This is a genomic window from Capsulimonas sp. (assembly GCF_039929585.1).
Lineage (GTDB): Bacteria > Armatimonadota > Armatimonadia > Armatimonadales > Capsulimonadaceae > Capsulimonas.
Genome location: NZ_JBDSQY010000119.1, coordinates 1 through 20,237, shown reverse-complemented (window position 1 = coordinate 20,237; position 20,237 = coordinate 1). Strand labels below are relative to the sequence as shown.

The following is a 20,237-nucleotide window of genomic DNA, read 5'->3' as shown; positions in this document are numbered from 1 at the left end:
TTTCTAGGCGCGATTTCAATCGCCGGCTATCTTAGCGCCTCAGATGTTGCAGAACCGCTTATGCAACATAATACTACGCTCCTATTTTTCTGTCAAGGGAGTTTTTTGACGGGCTGATGCGGCGGAGTCCCATTTCTTGACAGGAAAATCGGGGTCTGCTATATTAACGCATCTGTGCTTCCGCACACCGTAACGGTAGGTGGCGCTGTGAATGCACCGAAAGGCTCCGCAATGCATGTTTCCCTTCGTGAAGTCGCCGAACGCGCGGGCGTGGCTCGCGGCACCGTCTCCAGCGTCCTGAACAACCGCTCTGTTGAGGCTCGTATTTCCCCAGAGACTCAGGCGCGAATTCGGCGAGTTGCGGAGGAGCTGGGGTATCGCCCAAATCGGCTGGCTCAGGGGCTGGGGAAGGGGCGCACCAATATCCTGGGCCTGATGATCCCGGGACTGCGAAACCCGTTCTTCCTAAGCCTGCTGGAGATCGCCGAAGAGCGAGCGCTCCGGGCAGGCTACGATGTGCTTCCGGATTCGGCGTTTCAGATGCGAGCCGCCTATGACATGCAGGGGAAGCTTAGCGGCTGGCCCGTGGACGGTATTCTGATCTGGGTCACGCCGGATCAAAGCCTCGTCGACTACCTGGGGAAATGGACGCAGGATGTTCCCGCCGTGTATCTGGGCTACCCGCGCGACGACGGAAGCGATTTCGTCGCCATCAACCGGGATTCGGGCGTGAGTCAGGTGATGGAGCACTTGCGGGAGCGCGGCTACCGACGTATCGCTTATCTCTACCCCTGGGAGGATCTCCAGCCGGTAGACTCCCGATATGCGCTGTATGCCCGGCTATGCGCCGAGGCAGGGCAAGTCCCGGAACGGATTGCGCTGGAGCCTCTGGATCGGCCGAACACGATGAGCGCCATCACGCAAGCGGGACTGCGCGAAGCGGGACTGATGACCGGCCTCAAGCTCGCCGCCCGCGCCGCGACCGATCGGCCGGATGCGGTCGTTTGCCACAATGACCTTGTCGCCATCGGTTTATTCAGCGGGCTGCGCCGCGCGGGCCTGCTCGTTCCCCAGGATATCGCGGTGGTCGGATTCGACGGCATTGACGAAGGCCAATATTTGGAAAAGCCGCTGACAACTGTCGTTACCCCCGGAGAGGAGATGATTGAGGCTGCACTGGAAATGCTCACCTATCGCCTCAATACCACGAACGAGACGGACCGGCAGCCGCGAAGCCTCATCCTCCATGGCGTCCTGCGCATCGGGGAAACGACATGACAAGCAAAGAAATTATCGCCGGCGATTTACTTCATCCCTCTTGTCGTTTCCGTCGGGTGATGCTATACTTGCTTGCATAAACGGTTATGCATCACTGGAAGAAGCATTCTGAATGCTGCAAAGCCGGTGTCATAGGACTAATAGGACTTTCGCTTCGATTATCCGATACGGGCTTGCCTAACCCCCCAACTCGCTAAGGCTCGTTTTCCCCCTTCCCTGCAAGCCGCTTCGCGGTGGGAAGTGGGTGCTGATAACTTAGAGCGACATAGCTCTTGGCTCGGACGACGAAGAGATGCTGCGTTTTGGAGTCTGCTCCTTGAACCTAGCGCCAAGAGCCATGTCGCCAGTAATTACGAGCTCCCACTTCCCACTGCGGAGCAGCTTGCAGGGAAGGGGGAAATCGAGCTTTAGCTCGATGGGGGGTTAGGCAGCGTTGATCCGGGCAAGCAGAAGCGAAAGTCCTAACTGATAAGAAAACGCTGAGGTACATAATGGAGTTAGCGAAATACTCGTTTGGAGTGGGGGACCGTTTTGCCCATCAGGCGGCGGCCCAGCTCCGCGCCTGCCGGATGGCCGCCGATCGGGGCGTGGAGATTATCCCGATCTGGAATAAATCTTACCGGGAACACACAACGATCGGATCCGCTCCGCCGAGCGTTCGGGTAGCCGCGGACGCCGCCGTTCGGGAGGAAGGCTGGACGCTTCCTTACCACGTTGACGCCGATCACATCCGATTGGAGACGGTCGACGGCTTTCTTGCGACGAGTGATTTCTATACGATCGATGTGGCTGACGCCATCGGCAAGCCCGCAGATCCCGGGGAAGTCGCCGCGTTCGTGGAGCGCCATCCCGAGCTGACGGGCCGCTTGTCGATCCCCGGCGTCGATGCGCCGTTCGACATGCTTCGGTCCGATCTCGAGCGGATCGCCGGGAAGTATGCGCGGGCCACAGCGGAAGCCGGGGCGATTTATCGCCACATCAAAGCCGCGAAGGGCGAGGGGAACTTCATCACGGAAGTCTCGATGGACGAGACCGACACTCCGCAGACGCCGGGCGAATTGCTCGTCATTCTGGCGGCGCTTGCCGACCAAGGCGTTTCCGTCCAGACGATCGCGCCCAAATTCACTGGTCGGTTTAACAAAGGCGTCGATTACGTCGGCGACATCGCTCAGTTCGAGAAGGAGTTTGGGGAGGACATCGCCGTCCTCGCCTACGCTGTCAAACAATTCGGGCTGCCGGCAAATCTCAAGCTCAGCGTCCATTCCGGCAGCGATAAGTTCTCGATCTATGCGCCGATCCAGAGAGCGCTAGCCCGATCCGGCGCGGGACTGCATGTGAAGACTGCTGGGACGACGTGGCTGGAAGAGATCATTGGACTGGCCGAATCGGGAGGCGAGGGACTAACGCTTGCGAAGGAGATCTACGCGCAGGCGTACGATGATCGCGACGCGCTCTGCGCGCCTTACGCGGCCGTGATCGATATCGACCCATCTCGTCTGCCCACGCCCGCCACGGTGGCCGCCTGGAGCGCGGACAAGTTTGCCGCAGCCGTGCGCCATATCCCCGGCGCCACGGAGTTCAATCCGGACATGCGCCAGCTGCTGCATGTCGGCTACAAGATCGCCGCGCGGATGGGCGACCGCTTCCTTCACATGCTCGATGTCTGCGCACCAGCAATTTCCCGCAACGTAACCGAAAATCTTTACGAGCGTCATCTCAAGCCACTGTTTTTGACGCAGGAGTAACAGCGATGTCTTTCATCCACGACGACTTTCTTCTGCAAACCAAGACCGCCCGCCGGCTGTACCACCAGTACGCGGCGCCGCAGCCGATCCTGGACTACCACAATCACCTGCCGCCCGAAGACATCGCCTCGGATCGCCGGTTCAACAACCTCTTTGAGATCTGGCTGGAGGGCGATCACTACAAGTGGCGGGCGATGCGCGCTAACGGCGTCGAGGAGAAGTATTGCACCGGCGGCGCCGATCCTTACGATAAGTTCCTGGCCTGGGCGAAGACCGTACCGCACACGGTGCGTAACCCGCTGTATCACTGGACGCATCTCGAACTTCAGCGCTATTTCGGCATCCACGACTTGCTCGATGAAAAGACGGCTCCAAAGATCTGGGAGCAGGCGAACGCGCTGCTCGCGACGCCGGAATTTTCCACCCAGGGCATTCTGGCCAAATTCCGAGTCGCGGCGCTTTGCACGACTGACGATCCCGCCGACGATCTGGCCGCGCATCAGGTTCTTGCGAAGTCCGGGATCGCCACGAAAGTCTTTCCTGCATTCCGCCCCGACAAAGCCCTGGCTGTGAACGACTCCCAAGGATTCAATGCTTGGGTAAGCCGGCTGGAAGCCGCCAGCGGCGTTTCGATCGGGAGCCTTTCGGAATTTCTGGACGCGCTGGACCAGCGCCATGCGTTCTTCCATTCCCTCGGAGGCCGTCTTTCCGACCACGGCCTCGCGTACTGTTACGCCGACTTCCCCTCCGAGGCCGACGCCGCCGCGATCTTTGACCGCGTGCGCGCGGGGCAGACTGCCGGCGCGGATGACCATGCCCGGTTCGCATCTCATATGATGCTGTTTTTCGGGCGTCTGGACTCCCAGCGCGGCTGGACCAAACAATTACACCTTGGGGCGCTGCGCAATGTCAGCACAAGGGGAACGACGGGGCTAGGCCCAGACAAAGGCTTCGACTCGATCGGAGACTGGCCGCAGTCCGCAGCGCTTGGCGCGTATCTGGACCGTCTTCAGCAGGAGGACGCTCTGCCGAAGATGATCCTCTACAACAACAATCCGGTCGACAATTATCCGTTCGCAACGATGATCGGCAACTTCCAAGACGGCTCCATTCCCGGCAAGATGCAGTTCGGGTCGGGGTGGTGGTATTTGGACACCAAAGAAGGCATCGAATGGCAGTTGAACGCTCTATCAAGTGTCGGTCTGCTGTCGCGATTTATTGGAATGCTGACGGACTCCCGCTCGTTCATGTCCTACCCTCGGCATGAATATTTCCGGCGGGTGCTGTGCAATCTTATCGGGCGCGATATCGAGAACGGCGAGATCCCGGACGACGATGAATTGGTTGGGCCGATGATTGAGAACATCTGCTATGGCAATGTTCGCCGGTATCTGGGCCTAGAAATTTCTGAGGAGCCGCGCTCATAAACGCACCCATTGTTTGATACGATCTGACAGAGAACAGCGCTCTCCACTCGTGCGAGTGGAGAGGGCTGTTCTGTCTTCTATTTGTCTTGCGGCGACTACATATACCGGCCGACGGCTTCGACCACCGCGCGCAGTTCGGGCATGAGCTTTTCGAACGCGGGGATGGTGATGCTTTGCGCGCCATCCTTCAGCGCTTTTTCCGGGTTCGGATGCACTTCCACCAGAACGCCGTCCGCGCCGACGGCGGCGGCGGCCTTGCACATGGCCGGAACCATGGACGAACGGCCGGTGCCCTGCGACGGATCGATGATGACCGGCAGGTGGGAGAGCTCGCGGACGGCCAGGACGGCCGAAAGGTCCAGCGTGTTGCGTGTGTAGGTCTCGGAGGTGCGCACGCCGCGCTCGCAGAGCATCACGGCGTCGTTGCCGCCCTTGATGATGTACTCGGCGGCCTGGAGCCACTCTTCGATCTTGGCGGACATGCCGCGCTTGAGCATGACGGGCTTCTTCACCTTGCCGATTTCGATCAGAAGATCGTAGTTCTGCATGTTGCGAGTGCCGATCTGGAGGATGTCGGCGTACTCGCAGACGAGATCGATGTTGCCGACGTGCATGACTTCGGTGATGACGGGAAGGCCGGTCTCCGCGCGCGCCTGGGCTAGAAGCTTGAGACCTTCCTCGCCCATGCCCTGGAAGGAGTAGGGGCTGGTGCTCGGCTTATAGGCGCCGCCGCGTAGGACGGTCGCGCCGGCGGCCTTGACGGCGCGGGCGGCGGTCATGAGCTGTTCTTCGGACTCGACGGTGCACGGGCCGGCCATCATGACAAAGCTGTTGTCGCCAATGACGACGTCGCCGACTTTGACCTGGCTCTTCTCAGGGCGGAATTCTTTGCTTGCGAAACGGTACGGCTTCAAGATCAACACTGCTCTTTCGACGGAAGGGAGGGATTCGACCTGCTCGGCCACGCGGGCCTCATCCTGCGTCGGCGCGCCGACAGCGGCAATCACCGTACGCTCGACCCCATAGATGGGATGGATCTCGTAGCCCCATTCCTGAAGCGCGCCTTCAACTTCGCCGATCTGCTCCTTGGAAGCGTCGGCCTGCATTATCACGATCATTGTGCGAAAAATCTCCTGTGTGTATTGGACGCAGCCCCATCGCCGTCGCCCGGGCTAATATAAGTCTTATTTTTCCAGCACTGCCGTCAGCGCCGCAATAAATCGTTCGTTCTCCTGCATGGTCCCGACGGTGACGCGGATGTGGTTCGGAAGGCCCAAACCGGCGCCGGCGCGGACAATCACTCCCAGGCGCTGCAAGGATTCAAAAACTTCCTTGCTGTTTCGCTGGACGTCGACCATGACGAAATTAGCTTCGCTGGGGATAAATTCCAAACCCAGACGCCGAAACTCACGGTAGTAGTAATCGCGGCCCTCGACGTTAAGCGCCACAGCGCGCTGAATATGGTCCTGGTCACCGATGGCCGCCGCCGCTGCGGCCTGGCCGATCAGGTTTACATTGAACGGGGATCGCACGCGGTTGAGCAGCTCGGCGATACGCGGCGGCGCGATTCCGTAGCCGACGCGCAGGCCCGCGAGGCCATAGGCTTTGGAGAATGTGCGCAGGATAATCACGCTGCGGTCGTCGCGAATGTAAGGACGCATGTCGGGCTTGTCGGGATGGCCGACATACTCGTCATACGCCTGGTCAAACACAACCAGGACATGCGGCGGGACTCGCTCCATAAATCGATCGACCTCGGATTGCGTCACGAGCGTCCCTGTCGGATTATTGGGATTGGCGATAAAGACAAGCCGGGTTCCAGGCGTGATTGCGTCGACCATCGCCTCAAGGTTGTGCGTATAGTTCGTCAGCGGGACGCGATGGATTTTGGCGTTTGCCTGAGCCGCATAGATCTCGTACATCGCGAAGGACGGATCGGCCTGGACTGTCTCGTCGCCCGGCTGCAAAAATGTCATGGTCAGCAGGTGCAGGATCTCGTCGCTGCCGTTGCCGAAGACAAGCGTGTCCGGCGGCATGTCCACCAGTTCCGAAACAGCCGCGCGGAGGGCGGGCGCGTTGCCGTCGGGGTAGATCGAAACGCCGCGTGCGCAGGCGACAATCGCTTCGGCCGCGAGAGGCGAGGGACCGAGCGGGTTTTCATTGGACGCCAATTTGACCACATCGGTGAGGCCCAGCTCCCGCTTAACTTCGTCGATCGGCTTGCCCGGCTGATAGGGGCGAAGGGCGAGAATATGTTCGGAGATCGGTAGGCTCATAAGATTCGTTTCCTTGATCCCGTTATTTTAGCACAATCGGGCATACGACCGCAAGAACGACCATTCGGCGCCAGATGGTGTATGCGGCGCCAAAATCGGCGCAAAAAAATCAAAAAGCATGTCTAGCATTCGGAACATTTCGGCGAAAGGCGCCGTATAATGAGAAAACGACAACGAAAAAGATCTTCTTTGGAGATTTATATAAAATTCGTTGACGTTTTCATAAATAAGGGGTATAGTTGGAATCGAAGCTCTATAGTTAGAGCCCCGATGAGAGATCAGTCAAGTTTGTTACTCGAAGCAGCGCAGCATCTCATTGGCGCATCTCATGATTTGTGACGGCCTCGTGCGGCGTATTTCAAAGATAACCGGCGCCGTGGCCAGTGATTAAGAAGAATTGTTTTAAACAGGAGAATCGTCAAATGCACCGTAAATGGAGCAAAGAATCCATCGCCATGGAAATAATTAGCATGTATGAGTCTGGCGAGAATCTCAACTACTCCAGCGTCGCTGCTAATAATCTGTCGCTGCTGCGCGCCGCTACTCGCTATTTTGGAACCTGGGAAGCGGCCGTCAACTTCTCCGGTCTGGACTACGAACAGATCCGCCGCTACAAGTCCTGGACCCGCGAGCGAATCATTGCCCGCATTCAGGAACTGCATTCGCAGGGCGTCGACCTGTCCTGGCGCAATGTTTGTTTGAACGTCGATCCGCAGCTCGCCGCCGCCGCCACCAAGAAGAGCCACTTCGGTTCCTGGCGTGAGGCGCTGGAAAGCTCCGGTCTCAACTACGACGAGATCCGCCGCTACCGCGAGTGGGATGACGAGCGTGTGCTGGCCATGGTCCGCGAGTTCCACAAGAACGGCGCGGGTCTGAACGCCAAGAACATGGAATCTGAAGACATCACGCTGATCACGGCGGCTCGCCGCCGGTTCGACTCCTGGCACCAGGCGCTGACCGCAGCCGGTCTGGACTACCGCGAGATCGTTCAGCGCGCTCCCTTCAAACGTGGTCTGGGACGTGGGCAAAGCAAGCGCGCCGGTGTTACGCCGGGCGTCGGAAGCCGATCCTAAGTTTCGCGTCAATTTCAAAAAATCAGTCCGGGCTGCAGAAGCAGTCCGGACTTTTTTTCGGCGTCGCTCAGCAAGGTTTTCGAAATCTCTCTGTGACGCTTGCTTCGAAACACGGAATAATCAAGCGGTCCGTCACTCGCCCATCTCGCCTGCGGCGCCGCAAAAATCATGTTTTATCGAAACTGGAAATGGGAAACCGGGACAAAACTGATCGGTGGATTTAGTCTTTGTCTGGCGCTGGCCGCTCTTGTTGGCGGCATTTCGCTGGCTCAGATGGCTGTGATTACGCACGCCGCGCGCGACATGCTCGCCGAAAGCGTGATCGGCGCCGAAGCCCTGAACGACTTTCAAGTCAATGCGCGTCGGGTCCGCACGCTGGAATTTGAAGAGATCCTGGCGTCCCCCAAGGATAAAAAGACTTTTCAGGATGCGGCGATTGTCGCGAAAACGGCCGCCGCCGGATCATTGGTCCGTTATCGAGGCTCCGCTACCGATCCCGTAGACCGGAGCAATCTGCAAAGCCTGGAAGCCATTTGGACGAAATATCTGCAAATGCGGGAGCGGCCTAAGACGATCCAGACTGCAGCTGAGCGTCAGCGTGTTTATCAGGCGCTGAGCGGGCCGATGCGCGCGCAATTTTTGCAGATCCGGGATGTTGCCGCCCGGATGGCGGAATGGAACCATCGGCGCGGCTTGTGGTATGTCCGTAATATCGAGCAAGTTGACCGTCGCTGCCGCGCCTGGGTCGCCGCTCTGCTTGTCTTGTCCCTCGTCGGCGGCGCAATCATCGCCGCGAGCGCGACACGTTATATCACCAAACTGATCCACGATCTGCGCCGCGAAGGGACGGAGCGGCTGACCGCGCAAATGGCGGTTCTGCGGCGCGAGGAGCGTTTTCGAGCGCTGGTCACCAACTCCGCCGATGTGTTCGCCATTCTCGACCAACAAGGGAAGGCGAGCTATGTCAGTCCGGCGGTGGAGTCCGTGCTGGGGTATTCTCCGGAAGCGATTATTGGCGGCAGTTCGTTTTCCTGGGTCCATCCAGACGACAAGCGCCGCGCGGAGCTGCTTTTAGAGCAAACGCTCAGTTCTCCGGGCGTGAACGTGCCGGGGGAGTATCGCGTGCGGCATGACGACGGTTCCTGGCGTCCGCTGGAGATCACTCTCAACAATATGCTGGACGATCCGGCCGTTCAGGGCTTGATCCTGACGTATCGGGATATCAGCGAGCGCAAGGCTTTCGAGGAGCAGCTGCGCCATCAGTCCTTCCACGATGTGCTGACGGGGCTGCCGAACCGCGCGCTGTTTCTGGACCGCCTGGAGCATTCCCAGGCCCGCGCCCAGCGCCAGGATAAGCATGACGCCATCTTGTGTATCGACCTCGACAGCTTTAAGATCGTCAACGATAGCCTTGGGCATGAGGCCGGCGATAAGCTGCTTCAGGTTATCGGCGCTCGACTGCAAACATGTGTCCGGCCCGAGGACACAGTCGCACGGCTGAGCGCCGATGAGTTCGCGATCCTGCTTGAGGACATCGGCGAAAGCGAAGCTCTTGTCGTCGCCAGCCGCTGCGCCGATGCGCTGCGCCCGCCGTTCGTGGTGCGCGACCGGGAGCTGTTCATCACCGCGAGCATCGGCGTCACCATCAGTCCCCGAGGTGGATCGGACCCATGGACGCTTCTCCGTAACGCGGACATCGCCATGTATCAGGCGAAGTCTACCGGGAAAGCGGCCGTTGTGCTGTTCGACCGGAGTATGACGGACCGCGCCTCGGAGCGTTTGGAGCTGGAAGGAGACTTGCGACAGGTGATCGACCAAGGGCAGCTTCGGCTCCATTACCAGCCGATCGTGTCTCTGGAGTCCGGACGTATCCGCGAGGCCGAAGCGCTTGTCCGCTGGGAGCATCCGACACGCGGGCTGATTCCCCCCGCCAAGTTTATCCCAATTGCCGAAGAAACCGGACTGATCATCCCGCTGGGAATGTGGGTTCTGGAGGAAGCGTGCCGGCAGGCGCGCGAGTGGAGCAAAACCGCGAATGAAGGCGCCGCAATGGTCATGGGTGTCAATCTTTCGACGAGACAGTTCCAGCAGAACGACATTGTGGATGATGTCGTGGGCGTTCTGAAGCGCAGCGGCCTGCCGCCGGCGCAGCTGAAGCTGGAGATTACTGAGAGCCTGATGGCGCTGAGCCCGGACGACACCGCCGCGAAGCTGCATCAATTGAAAGCGCTGGGGGTGCATCTGGCGGTCGATGATTTCGGCACCGGATACTCGTCCATGTCCTACCTCGCCAATTTTCCCGTGGACACGCTGAAGATCGATCGCTCCTTTATTCAGCGTATCGGTGAACAGGAGGAAGCGGAAGCGATCATTCAAGCTGTCATTACTCTCGCGAAGACACTCCACCTGTGTGTGACCAGCGAAGGGGTGGAGACCGCGGAGCAAAAAGAGACCCTGCGGCGTATGGGCTCCGATCGCGGCCAGGGATATCTCTTCTCACGTCCCTTGACCGCTATCGCCTTCGCCGAACTGCTCTCCGAGCGCGCCGCCGCCGCGTCTCCGTAATCTGACAGCGCAGCGGCCGCCTACAGCGCCGGAAAAACCACTCCCGTCAATTTCTCTGAAACCTCCCATAGCTTCCACGCCGCCGCATCATCCTGAGCCGGTTTCGGCAATGCGATCGAGATTGGGTCGCCCTTGAGCCCAAACATTCGGTCCGGACCGTAGTAGTCGCCCGGGGCCGCATCCGTCGCCGCTGCCGCGCGCAAAGTCGGCAGCGCGCCGTGGGCGGCGTCCTGTGACAAAAACGCCGCCATGATTTTCTCCAGCATATTCGGCTGTCTGCCCGGTCCGCTTGTCTGTAAGTTCGTGATGGCGAAACCGGGGTGGGCGGCGTTGCTCAGCAATTTTGACCGACTCGTCGAATATCGACGGCTTAATTCTCGTGTGAACAGCAAGTCGGCGAGCTTGGACTGGCAGTAGGCGGTCCATGGGGAGTAAGAGCGCTCCCATTGCAGATCGTCGAAATTGATCTTTTTCATTCCCATATTGGCTGCTCCGCTCGACACCGTCGTCACACGCGGCGACGGAGCGCGCAGCAGCGCCGGCAGGATCAGGCCGGTGAGGGCGAACGGTCCTAAGAAGTTCGTTCCCATCTGCATCTCGAAGCCGTCCTCCGTGACCTGGCGCTTCGGGATCGCCATGACGCCGGCGTTGTTCACCAGCAAATCCAGTTTCGGCTCCTGGAGGATTTCGTCGGCGAAGTTCCGCACGGACCGTAAGCTCGCCAGATCCAGGATTTTGGCTCGGACGTTCGCGCCCGGAATTTCTCGCCGAATCCGATCGACAGCGTCCTGACCCTTCGCTTGAGAACGGGCCGTGAGAATGACGTCGGCTCCCGCGCGGGCCAGCTCTCGCGCCGTCTCCCATCCGATCCCGCTGTTTGCGCCCGTCACAATAACCGTTTTTCCTGATTGGGCCGGGATATCGCCGGCTGTCCACGCTTTCATCTGTTTCTCCTGATTTGATTTAGCTGTGTGATTACTCAGTCATTTAATCCCAGGAATGCGCCTGCTCTTTGATGAGAGCGTTGAGCTTTTCCAAAAGCCGGCGAAGCTCAGGCATTTCTCCGTCCTCCATCAGCTTGGCGACGCGTTCTTCCAGAATGGCGCTCTTCTCCATAGCGGCCTCCTGCACCGCGACGCCGCGGGGCGTCAGGTGTGCGAGCTTCGCACGGCCATCCGTAGGATCATCTTGGTATTCGAGATATCCATGACTATGAAGATACTCGACAAGATAGCCCATACTTTGTTTGGTCATTTGCGCCTGATCGGCCATCTCGGTTACGCGGGAACCGTCTGGCGAAATCGTCCGGAAGACAACGCCGTGCGCGGGACGGATCACGCCGTCGCTGAGCTCGGACATGCGCCCGTAGACCGACGCCGCTAAAATCTGATAGGGTCCGCGCAGAAGCGCGCCGAACGTCTGACGCTGCTCCGTGATGTTCTTACTGCGGCGCGGCGCCGGTCGAGAAATATTTTTTTGCCGATTCATAAAGACATCTTGACATATAGACAGTTAACCTGTCTATAATAGACAGATAAATTTACTAAATTGACTGCGAAAGAGATCACACATGACATCCACAATGACCACGGAGCCGACCCAGGCTCGCAGATCCAAGATCGTGTCCGCCGGGGAGGGAAAGACATTGAACGTTTTCGGCGTGCGCGTCGAAGTTCTTTTGACGGGAGAAGATACGGCGGGGCAGTTCTGCTCATATGAATGTATCGTTGAGCCGGGCGCGGGAGCGCCGCCGCATGTGCACTCCCATGATGATGAAACGTTCTATATTCTCGAAGGAACTTTTGAGGTGCTGATGGGAGAGACCGTTGTGACGGCGCGGGCCGGCGACATCGCTCATCTGCCGCGTGGGCTGGCGCATACGTTCAAGAACATCGGGGAAACGACGGGACGCTTTGTGGGTACGGCGACGCCTGCCGGACACGAACACTTTTTTGAAGACGCGGATGCGCTTGGGCGGTCGGGAGAATTCACTCCAGAGAAGGCGATCGAGATGTGCCGCCGGCATGGCTTGGAGCTTCTAATATAAGATCTGGCAATGATAAGATCTCAATATTGGAGCGGGACTTTGCAGGGCGTGGCCGGGCGTGTTTGAGCCTCGCCCCAGAGATCGTAAAAAAGTTTTTTTCGAGAAATGCAATTTTCGAAATTCTCGGGTATAACATCCCACACGAGTTTCCCCTCGCAACCTTCTTTTCCTCCAGTTTGACGCCTCTTCTCTGATCCTTCGGTCCCTTCGGTTATCCGTCGCGCCCCCTGATTTCAGCAACGGCGCCGGACTGCCGAGTAAAAAAGGGGTTTATTCCGAAAGGAGCCATCTCCCATGGCCACAAAATTGTACGTCGGTAACCTGAGCTATCAGACCAAGGATCAGGATCTCAACCAAGTGTTCGCCGAAGTCGGCAACGTCACCAGCGCCCAGGTCGTCACCGACCGCTACACGGGCGAATCCCGAGGCTTCGGCTTCGTGGAGATGGCGACCGAGGACGAAGCCCAGCAGGCGATCGCAGCCATCAACGGCCGCAACGTCGACGGTCGCGCCCTTGTTGTCAACGAGTCCCGCCCGCGTGAAGGCGGAGGCGGTGGCGGCGGCAGCCGCGGTGGTGGCGGCGGCGGCAGCCGTGGCGGCAGCGGTGGTGGCGGTGGTTATGGCGGTGGTGGCGGCTACGGCGGCGGTGGCGGCGGCGGCCGCTACTAAACCCCACGCGATATGCGAGAAAATGGGCGTGCGATTGATCCTTCAATCGCACGCCCGTTTTTTTGTGCTGTAAATAATTGTCCGTTGAGGGGGCCGAACGGTGAAACGGCATTCCAATTGTGCCATAATGTGACGACTATGGCATCAGATTTCCAGCAACGACCGTCTACCTCCACTCATTTGCCGACGAAAGTGGCTGAAGCCTTACGCGATCGCATCCGATCCGGCCTCTATCAGCCCGGTGAATGGCTGCCCGCCGAGCGGGAGCTTACCGACGACATGCGCGTACATCGCCGGGTTGTGCGTGCGGCGATCGCCCAGCTGGAACGGGAAGGGCTGCTCCTGCGCCGTCCCAACTGCCGTCCTATCGTGCAGACCCCGCCCGTCGCCGTCGACGACACTCCCGCCGGCACCCAGTTTCCCGCTTCGCGCCTTGTCGCGCTGGTGATGTGGCACGGCGGCGGCGGCGCTACCGAGTCGTCGCAGCAGCGTATCTTTTGGGGAATGAACCAGGCCCTTGGACAGGCAGGCTACCACGGCGTGTTTCTGGACCTGGGCGAGGATGTTGGCACCGAGCAGGAGAACGCCCAGAGCGAGGCCGTACACCTGCGATACGCGCTGGATCACGGCTTCGGAGGGATCGTCTTCTATGCCTATGCTTATGAAAGCAACCGCGAGCTGATCCAGGAAGTCTCGCGACGAATGCCGCTGGTTTTGATCGACCGCATGGTTCCTGGAGTGGAGGCGGACTTTGTCGGCGCGGAAAACCGCCAGGCGATGTTCGACGCCGTCAAATATCTGATCCGGCAGGGCCACAAACGCATCGCTTATGTCACAAAGGGCGAGTCCATCAATCCTGTCCACGACCGTCTCCAGGGATATCTGCGCGCCCTGCGTGAAGAGTTTGCCTCCGACGCTTACGAGATGGTGCTGACGGCGCCGTTTTCCGAGCGGAGCACATGGTCCGTGTTCGACACCGTGTTCCGGCTTCCCGCCGATGAGCGTCCCACCGCGGTGCTTTGCGTCAACGATGTTGAAGCCATGCGCGTGGAGAAGCGTCTTGTCGAGCTTGGTCTCAGCGTTCCTGAAGATGTCTCGCTGATCGGTTTCGACAACATTGTCCGTTCCTTGCCCAGCGGGGTGGGTCTTACGACGATGGCGCAGCCGTTCGAGGAGATCGGCAAAGCGGCGTGCAAAATGTTCCTACGCCGGATTGAAGACTCCGCCGCGCCGCCGCTCCATGTCGAGCTTCCCGTGAAGCTGATCGAGCGCGCCAGCAGCAAGCCGATCGGCTGATAATTGCGAAGTGAATTGGCTCATACGCAAACGGCGCCGTCCAGATTGGACGGCGCCGTTTTTATGTCCGAGAGTACCGGGTTTTCCCCGTCTTTATTCGCCGAGGGGCGGGTTTCTGGTAAACTATAGGGCGAAGTATGTGTTTTTGCGGGCCGATCATTGTATCGGCCCTTGGTTAGAGGTTTCCGATGACGAGTATCCCGCCCGAAGAAATGGAGATTTGCCTCCAGGTATTGCAGCGAATCGCGAGTTCCCGAGGGACGATCCCTCGTGACCAGCGCTTCAACAGTTTGGTCTCCAAGGTGTACCGTGAAGGCCGGCGTATCGATTCGCAGATCGAGCGGGCGCGCCAGGAGCGTGAGGACCGGGCGCTGCTGGCGACCACGGCGATGGTGCAGACCCAGCGCGATGCTCCACCCGTCGCCGCCCTGCCGGCGCCGCCCACGCCCAGCTTCCGTACACTCAATCAGCCGGAAACGTGTTACATCTGCAAGTCGGAGTACACCGAGGTCCATTTCTTCTATCACCTGTTGTGTCCCAAATGCGCTGCTTACAACTATGAGATGCGGCATTTGAGCGCCGACCTCAAGGGGCGAACGGCGCTGGTGACCGGCGGCCGTGTGAAGATCGGGCACCAGATGGTGCTGCGGCTGCTGCGCGACGGCGCCAAGGTGATCGTGGTCACCCGCTTCCCGCACGCCGCCGCCAAGCGGCTCGAATCCGAAACGGATTCGAGCGATTGGATGGATCGTGTCCATCTTTACGGCCTGGATCTGCGCAATATCCCGGCTGTGGAAGAGTTCGCTCGGCATTTGATCGCCACGGAATCTTCGCTGGACATCTTGATCCACAATGCGGCGCAGACCATTCGCCGACCGCAGGGCTTCTATCAAGAGCTCGTGCGCCAGGAGCAGAACCCGGGCGAAACGGTTTCTGCGGAAGCGCGCCGATTGGTCGTGCAGGGCGCGCCTTCGACGCTCGCGATTTCGGACAGCTCCGTGCTGCTGCCGGCGGTGATTCCTGGGATCGCTTCGAACGGCATGGCGGCGCTGGCGCCGGTCGCCGATGTGCTGCCGACGGACGCATTGGAGGATAACGAAGAGCGCGCGGACTCGCGTGACGTCAACAGCTGGCTGCTGCGCCTGGACGATGTCGGCGCGCCCGAGATGCTTGAAGTGCAGCTCGTCAACTCCGTCGCGCCGTTCCTGCTCAACAGCCGCCTGAAGGCGCTGATGATGCGCTCGCCCCAGTCGCGCCGCTTTATCGTGAACGTCTCGGCGGTCGAGGGCCAGTTCTCGCGTCACAAGACGGTCTTCCATCCGCACACCAACATGGCGAAGGCCGCGCTCAACATGATGACCCGTACCTCCGGCGACGACTACGCCAAGGACGGCATCTACATGACCAGCGTGGACACCGGCTGGGTGACCGACGAGAACCCAACGCCCAAGCGCCTGCGCAACCAGGACGTGCGCGGCTTCTTCGCCCCGCTCGACATCACCGACGGCATGGCGCGCATCTACCATCCCGTCGCCGAAGGAATCAACGACGAAAAGAAACCCTTCTTCGGCGTCTTCCTGAAAGACTACGCTCCCTGCCCCTGGTGATGCTCGCCGTGATACCCCGCCGTCTCCGAACGGAGGCGGCGGAGGAACAGCGACAGCTCGTGCCGGACCTCCCGATAGAAATCCGATCGGTACGCACCCATCGCACGCAGAGCCGACGCGTGGTTGACGAAGAGCATCGTCGCCGCGCCCAGCGCCAGTGCTCGAAATCCGATCTCCCATAAACGCCCATAGCCACCCGGACGTCCGGTCCGAGCCAGACGGTCACGGTGAAACGCGACGTGGCCGGCTTCGTCGCGCAGGATCAAGCGGCAGACGCCTTTGAGCGCGGCGTCCTCGCCATACTGGCAGAGCAATCGATAATAGGCGGTGCTGACGATCTCCGTCACCAGCAGAATACTCAACTCGAACCCCACGCCCAAAATCCGTCGCGACAGACAGAATGCCGAGAAGCTCCAGTGTCCCTGGATGCTGTGGCCTCCAAAGCGCTGGACCAATCCGCCGAGCAGGCGCGAGTGCTCTTTCTCTTCCACGAACCACATGTCCACCAGTTCCTGGCGGGCCGCCGTGCCGCATCGAAAACTGTCGGCATTTCGCGCGATCAGCCGGTCCGGCCCGCCGCCGTCTCCCAGTTCGAACTGCTCCAGCGACCGCAGCAGCGGCTTGATCGTGGCGGCGGACATCGTGATCGGCGCTTCCCATTCCGGCTCCGTGCGGTTCTCCTGATTTCCCCGAAAGTGGGCAAGCCAGCGCTCGATGTCGATCATGGGATCGGCTGTCGTATCTTCCGTGGGATTGTGGTGACGATCGAGTACGGCAGCGGCGTCCTGGGCGGCGAGAGGCAGATCGATGCTCATCTATATTCTCCTGTGTGTTCAGAGTACTTTGTAAAACAAAGTAATAATAGCACGCGCCGTGGATTTCGTCAACCGCGATTTTTATCAGAGTAAAGTATTTGAGAGGGGAGTACACATGGAAAAGCCCAGATATAAAAACCGGTTCTGTTCGCGTATCCCCGGTTATGAAAACCGGGTCTGGGAAGCCTTCGGCTAACCGTCCGTGCCGGACGGACAAATTATAGGTTGTCGATGGTCCATCGTTTGTTTGTCCGGCACGGACAATTAGTCGCGAAGCGACTTCCCAGACCCGGATTTCATATCCGGGGATACGCGAACGTGCCCGGATTTCATATCTGGGCACGGGGGCAGGAAATTAGTCGCCGTTCTCGTCGAGCAGGGATTGCATCTGCGAGGTGAGCTGCTGGAGCGCCTGCGGTGAGGGGAGCATGCTGCTCAGATCGCCCGATCCGTTTCCGCCGCCCATCAGAGCGCTGAGGCCGCTTTCGCCTCCCGCGCCGCCCAGGAGGCCGGAGAGGCCGCTTTCACCGCCGCTCGCGCCGCCACCGAGAAGGCTGCTCAGTCCACTGAGGCCGCTGGCCGATCCGCCGACCAAACCTTGTCCGGTCCCGGCTCCAGAGCCGCTAAACGCAGCAACAAGCTGCTGGAGCGCTGCGGGGGACACGCCGCCGAGCGCGCCTGCGCTATTTGTCCCGCCGCCCAGACCAAGGGCCTGCATCGGATTTCCGACGCCAAGTCCCAGCGCCTGCATTGGGTTCGATCCCCCCAGGCTGCTGAGCGCCTGCATCGGGTTCGCGCCTCCCAAACCGCTGCGGGACTGGAGCGATTGTCCCGAGCCGGGGAGGGCTTTTCCGGTGGCGACGTCATCGGTGACGGCGGTCATGCTGTCGAGCGGCATGCCGTCGCCGAGAGGGAAGCCTGTCGAGGGCATGCCCGTGTCCGTGCGCGTCGTTCCTTTGTGGAAGCTGGATGGAATGGTGAAGGTAGACGCCGCGAGGGTGTCTTCGCGGATCTGCGTCGCGTAGGAGGTCAGGGTGATGTCTCCCGCCGGGGTGTTGTGATACACCAGACGGTAAGCGAGCGGCATTCCTTTGACCTTGGACATCTCCGCCTGCATCGCCGCCGCGGTTCCATCGGTGAACCCAGGAACCGGCGGGGTGGGCAGATCGGGCGCCGCCCAGATCTCTCCCTGGATCGCGCTGCTTGGAAGCACCGAGCTGGTCATGGCGACGGCGTAGCGCCGCACGGTGCGTCCGAGCATCGACTGGGTCTGATCGGTGGGCGTGATCGTACAGGTCATCGTCCCGGCGGCTTTTTGGAAAGGATCGTACGGGCCGACGGAATACGCCTGCGTCTGCCGGTTCAATGTAAACTGGTTTCCCGAGTCGGCGTTGATCACCGTCGTGGTTTGGCCCATGTCCGTGCGCATGCGCTGGCCTTTGAGATAAGTCGTGGTGATCCAGGGCGCGCCGGTCAGCATGGGACTGATCATTCCCAGCAGCGGCGCGCGGCTTGCCTGCGGGATCTCGGACAGCATGCTCTTGACGCCGGGGGCGTCGATGGTGGTCGTCTGTACAATCGAGAGATCCGCGCGGGCCGGCTGGGCGGCCGCCACTGCGGCGATTGTGAGAAGTAGGAACCCGGCTGATGTTTTCATGGGTGACATTACCTCCGCCGAAAAACTGCTTAACAATCACAAAGACGCTCGCGGCGTCCGTCTGCTTCAATTTTCACTGTAAACTTTATACCATGTTTGTCCTGACATTTGATCCCTCACATTGCTCCAGACAGCCACGAATTGCGAGCCAAATTTGATGGTCCGGATTTGGTATCAATATCGAGTTGACTGTCGTACCATTCTGTGATAAAATGATCCTGCTGCGGTCCGGCGTTCCGGAGTATAAAAAACGCCGGGCGGTCCGCATATTTTGTTCTTGGAAATTCTATCGAAACGAGCCCGGTATATGAATAAACGTCCATCTCCCGCACAGCGGTGCTTCACCAGTCCGGCCATCGAGGCGGCGATCGAAGAAGTCGGAGGCCGCATCAGCGACCCCGCAATCGCCGCGCTTTTCGTCAACTGTCTCCCGAATACGCTCGACACCACAGTCACCGTCGCGAGCGATGAGGAAGGCCGCCCCGACACGTTTGTCGTGACTGGCGATATCGACGCGATGTGGCTGCGCGACTCCACAAATCAGGTGTGGCCCTATCTTCGGTTTGTCACGGCGGACCCCACGCTGAGCCGTCTGATCCAGGGCGTCATCCACCGGCAGGCGCGCTGCGTGCTGATCGATGCTTACGCCAACGCCTTCAACCGGGAGCCGATCACGCCCGGCCACTGGATGTCCGACCATACGGAGATGACTCCCGACCTGCACGAGCGCAAGTATGAGCTGGACAGTCTTTGCGCCGTTATTCGCCTTTCCGCCGGTTATTATGCCGTCAGCAAGGACGCCTCCGCGTTTGACGCTCGCTGGAGCGAGGCCATGCGTAAAATCGTCGCGACCATCCGTCACGAGCAGGCTGGGTCGGATGAAATTGGAAAGGGCGACTATCGTTTCCAGCGCGACTCGCCCAACCCGACCGAGACCTTGGCCTGCGGCGGCTTTGGCCAGCCGGCAAATCGCTGCGGCCTGAGCAAATCGCCCTTCCGGCCGTCGGACGACGCCGCCATGCTGCCGTTTTTGGTCCCTGCGAACGCCATGGCCGTGGTCGGCCTTCGGCAGCTTGCGGAGATTTGGAGCCAGGTCTGCAATCTGCCCGAGGACGCCGCCGACGCGCTGGCCCTGGCCAATGAGATCGATAAAGCGATCAAAGCGAACGCGATTATCGAGCATCCGAAGCACGGTCAGATCATTGCGTATGAAGTCGACGGGTTTGGCTCCCATTATCTGATGGACGACGCCAACGTGCCCAGTCTTCTCAGCCTTCCTTATCTGGGATACTGCGCGCCGGACGATCCGCTGTACCGGCGCACGCGCGCATTCGTGCTGAGCGCGTCGAACCCGTACTTCGCCACCGGGCAGGCGGCCAGCGGCGTCGGCAGCCCGCACACCGGACGCGGCACGATCTGGCCAATGGCGCTAATCATGCAGGCTTTGACCTCGCAGTCCGAAGACGAGATTCGCCACTGTCTCACCACGCTGCGCGACACGCATGCTGGAACGTGGTTCATGCACGAATCGATCTGGAAAGACGACGCCGCCAACTACACCCGCAGCTGGTTCGCTTGGGCCAACACGCTGTTCGGCGAGCTAATCCTGTCGATCGACGCCAAATATCCGGAGCTTCTGGCAAGCCTCTAATATCTAATTGTCGAGTCTCATGTCATTATGAACAAGTGGGGATGGCGTTTGAGGAGCGCATGTGGTAGTCTTCTTGGTAACCACACCAAAGAAAATCAACCACATGCACTTCCATTCTAACGCATCCACCA

The 20,237-nt window shown here is 59.8% G+C and carries 16 protein-coding genes; 10 read left to right on the top strand and 6 right to left on the bottom strand.

Annotated features, from left to right (window positions below; translation table 11 throughout):
- Positions 1-231 precede the first annotated feature (231 nt).
- The 3 genes from ABIZ35_RS08340 to uxaC all read left to right on the top strand — a co-directional run bounded on the left by ABIZ35_RS08340 (position 232) and on the right by uxaC (position 4,450).
- The gene (locus ABIZ35_RS08340; protein WP_348219426.1) at positions 232-1,278 is read left to right on the top strand and encodes a LacI family DNA-binding transcriptional regulator; all 1,047 of its coding nucleotides are present in this window, start codon (positions 232-234) and stop codon (positions 1,276-1,278) included.
- Between the two features lie 488 nt (positions 1,279-1,766).
- Positions 1,767-3,023: a tagaturonate epimerase family protein gene (locus ABIZ35_RS08335; RefSeq protein ID WP_348219427.1), complete on the top strand. Its 1,257-nt coding sequence runs from the start codon at positions 1,767-1,769 to the stop codon at positions 3,021-3,023.
- Positions 3,024-3,028: 5 nt separating this feature from the next.
- Positions 3,029-4,450: a glucuronate isomerase gene (gene uxaC, locus ABIZ35_RS08330; protein WP_348219425.1), complete on the top strand. Its 1,422-nt coding sequence runs from the start codon at positions 3,029-3,031 to the stop codon at positions 4,448-4,450.
- Positions 4,451-4,545: 95 nt separating this feature from the next.
- Here the strand turns inward: uxaC and aroF are convergent, their stop codons facing one another.
- Both aroF and hisC read right to left on the bottom strand, forming a co-directional pair.
- The gene (gene aroF / locus ABIZ35_RS08325; RefSeq protein ID WP_348219424.1) at positions 4,546-5,568 is read right to left on the bottom strand and encodes a 3-deoxy-7-phosphoheptulonate synthase; all 1,023 of its coding nucleotides are present in this window, start codon (positions 5,566-5,568) and stop codon (positions 4,546-4,548) included.
- A 66-nt stretch (positions 5,569-5,634) separates the two neighbouring features.
- Positions 5,635-6,726 (bottom strand): histidinol-phosphate transaminase, encoded by a 1,092-nt coding sequence (gene hisC, locus ABIZ35_RS08320; RefSeq protein ID WP_348219423.1) that lies wholly within the window; start codon positions 6,724-6,726, stop codon positions 5,635-5,637.
- A gap of 422 nt (positions 6,727-7,148) precedes the next feature.
- Here hisC and ABIZ35_RS08315 point away from each other — a divergent pair, with 422 nt between their 5' ends.
- Both ABIZ35_RS08315 and ABIZ35_RS08310 read left to right on the top strand, forming a co-directional pair.
- The gene (locus ABIZ35_RS08315; protein WP_348219422.1) at positions 7,149-7,799 is read left to right on the top strand and encodes a hypothetical protein; all 651 of its coding nucleotides are present in this window, start codon (positions 7,149-7,151) and stop codon (positions 7,797-7,799) included.
- A gap of 168 nt (positions 7,800-7,967) precedes the next feature.
- Positions 7,968-10,364, top strand: coding sequence for an EAL domain-containing protein (locus ABIZ35_RS08310; protein WP_348219421.1), 2,397 nt, complete (start codon positions 7,968-7,970; stop codon positions 10,362-10,364).
- A gap of 20 nt (positions 10,365-10,384) precedes the next feature.
- Here the strand turns inward: ABIZ35_RS08310 and ABIZ35_RS08305 are convergent, their stop codons facing one another.
- Positions 10,385-11,308 (bottom strand): oxidoreductase, encoded by a 924-nt coding sequence (locus ABIZ35_RS08305; RefSeq protein ID WP_348219420.1) that lies wholly within the window; start codon positions 11,306-11,308, stop codon positions 10,385-10,387.
- 43 nt (positions 11,309-11,351) lie between these two features.
- A complete protein-coding gene (locus ABIZ35_RS08300) occupies positions 11,352-11,852 on the bottom strand; it encodes a MarR family winged helix-turn-helix transcriptional regulator (protein ID WP_348219419.1) in 501 nt (166 codons plus the stop codon).
- 82 nt (positions 11,853-11,934) lie between these two features.
- Here ABIZ35_RS08300 and ABIZ35_RS08295 point away from each other — a divergent pair, with 82 nt between their 5' ends.
- The 4 genes from ABIZ35_RS08295 to ABIZ35_RS08280 all read left to right on the top strand — a co-directional run bounded on the left by ABIZ35_RS08295 (position 11,935) and on the right by ABIZ35_RS08280 (position 15,983).
- Positions 11,935-12,411: a cupin domain-containing protein gene (locus ABIZ35_RS08295; RefSeq protein ID WP_348219418.1), complete on the top strand. Its 477-nt coding sequence runs from the start codon at positions 11,935-11,937 to the stop codon at positions 12,409-12,411.
- Between the two features lie 294 nt (positions 12,412-12,705).
- Positions 12,706-13,080 (top strand): RNA-binding protein, encoded by a 375-nt coding sequence (locus ABIZ35_RS08290; protein ID WP_348219417.1) that lies wholly within the window; start codon positions 12,706-12,708, stop codon positions 13,078-13,080.
- A 138-nt stretch (positions 13,081-13,218) separates the two neighbouring features.
- A complete protein-coding gene (locus ABIZ35_RS08285; protein ID WP_348219416.1) occupies positions 13,219-14,376 on the top strand; it encodes a GntR family transcriptional regulator in 1,158 nt (385 codons plus the stop codon).
- Between the two features lie 188 nt (positions 14,377-14,564).
- Positions 14,565-15,983: an SDR family oxidoreductase gene (locus ABIZ35_RS08280; protein ID WP_348219415.1), complete on the top strand. Its 1,419-nt coding sequence runs from the start codon at positions 14,565-14,567 to the stop codon at positions 15,981-15,983.
- Here the strand turns inward: ABIZ35_RS08280 and ABIZ35_RS08275 are convergent.
- Positions 15,962-16,798 (bottom strand): hypothetical protein, encoded by an 837-nt coding sequence (locus tag ABIZ35_RS08275; protein WP_348219414.1) that lies wholly within the window; start codon positions 16,796-16,798, stop codon positions 15,962-15,964. The genes ABIZ35_RS08280 and ABIZ35_RS08275 overlap by 22 nt on opposite strands.
- Positions 16,799-17,153: 355 nt before the next feature.
- Positions 17,154-18,455, bottom strand: a complete 1,302-nt coding sequence (locus ABIZ35_RS08270; protein WP_348219413.1) for a hypothetical protein — start codon at positions 18,453-18,455, stop codon at positions 17,154-17,156.
- Between the two features lie 307 nt (positions 18,456-18,762).
- Between ABIZ35_RS08270 and ABIZ35_RS08265 the strand changes: the two genes are divergently transcribed.
- Positions 18,763-20,106, top strand: a complete 1,344-nt coding sequence (locus tag ABIZ35_RS08265) for a glycoside hydrolase family 125 protein (RefSeq protein WP_348219412.1) — start codon at positions 18,763-18,765, stop codon at positions 20,104-20,106.
- Positions 20,107-20,237: the final 131 nt, after the last annotated feature.

What these genes read in the sequence shown, in the direction of transcription:
- ABIZ35_RS08340 (WP_348219426.1), top strand. Translation starts at nt 232, where the DNA reads ATGCATGTTTCCCTTCGTGAAGTCGCCGAACGCGCGGGCGTGGCTCGC.
- uxaC (WP_348219425.1), top strand. Translation starts at nt 3,029, where the DNA reads ATGTCTTTCATCCACGACGACTTTCTTCTGCAAACCAAGACCGCCCGC.
- aroF (WP_348219424.1), bottom strand. Translation starts at nt 5,568, where the DNA reads ATGATCGTGATAATGCAGGCCGACGCTTCCAAGGAGCAGATCGGCGAA.
- hisC (WP_348219423.1), bottom strand. Translation starts at nt 6,726, where the DNA reads ATGAGCCTACCGATCTCCGAACATATTCTCGCCCTTCGCCCCTATCAG.
- ABIZ35_RS08315 (WP_348219422.1), top strand. Translation starts at nt 7,149, where the DNA reads ATGCACCGTAAATGGAGCAAAGAATCCATCGCCATGGAAATAATTAGC.
- ABIZ35_RS08310 (WP_348219421.1), top strand. Translation starts at nt 7,968, where the DNA reads ATGTTTTATCGAAACTGGAAATGGGAAACCGGGACAAAACTGATCGGT.
- ABIZ35_RS08305 (WP_348219420.1), bottom strand. Translation starts at nt 11,308, where the DNA reads ATGAAAGCGTGGACAGCCGGCGATATCCCGGCCCAATCAGGAAAAACG.
- ABIZ35_RS08300 (WP_348219419.1), bottom strand. Translation starts at nt 11,852, where the DNA reads ATGAATCGGCAAAAAAATATTTCTCGACCGGCGCCGCGCCGCAGTAAG.
- ABIZ35_RS08295 (WP_348219418.1), top strand. Translation starts at nt 11,935, where the DNA reads ATGACATCCACAATGACCACGGAGCCGACCCAGGCTCGCAGATCCAAG.
- ABIZ35_RS08290 (WP_348219417.1), top strand. Translation starts at nt 12,706, where the DNA reads ATGGCCACAAAATTGTACGTCGGTAACCTGAGCTATCAGACCAAGGAT.
- ABIZ35_RS08285 (WP_348219416.1), top strand. Translation starts at nt 13,219, where the DNA reads ATGGCATCAGATTTCCAGCAACGACCGTCTACCTCCACTCATTTGCCG.
- ABIZ35_RS08280 (WP_348219415.1), top strand. Translation starts at nt 14,565, where the DNA reads ATGACGAGTATCCCGCCCGAAGAAATGGAGATTTGCCTCCAGGTATTG.
- ABIZ35_RS08275 (WP_348219414.1), bottom strand. Translation starts at nt 16,798, where the DNA reads ATGAGCATCGATCTGCCTCTCGCCGCCCAGGACGCCGCTGCCGTACTC.
- ABIZ35_RS08270 (WP_348219413.1), bottom strand. Translation starts at nt 18,455, where the DNA reads ATGAAAACATCAGCCGGGTTCCTACTTCTCACAATCGCCGCAGTGGCG.
- ABIZ35_RS08265 (WP_348219412.1), top strand. Translation starts at nt 18,763, where the DNA reads ATGAATAAACGTCCATCTCCCGCACAGCGGTGCTTCACCAGTCCGGCC.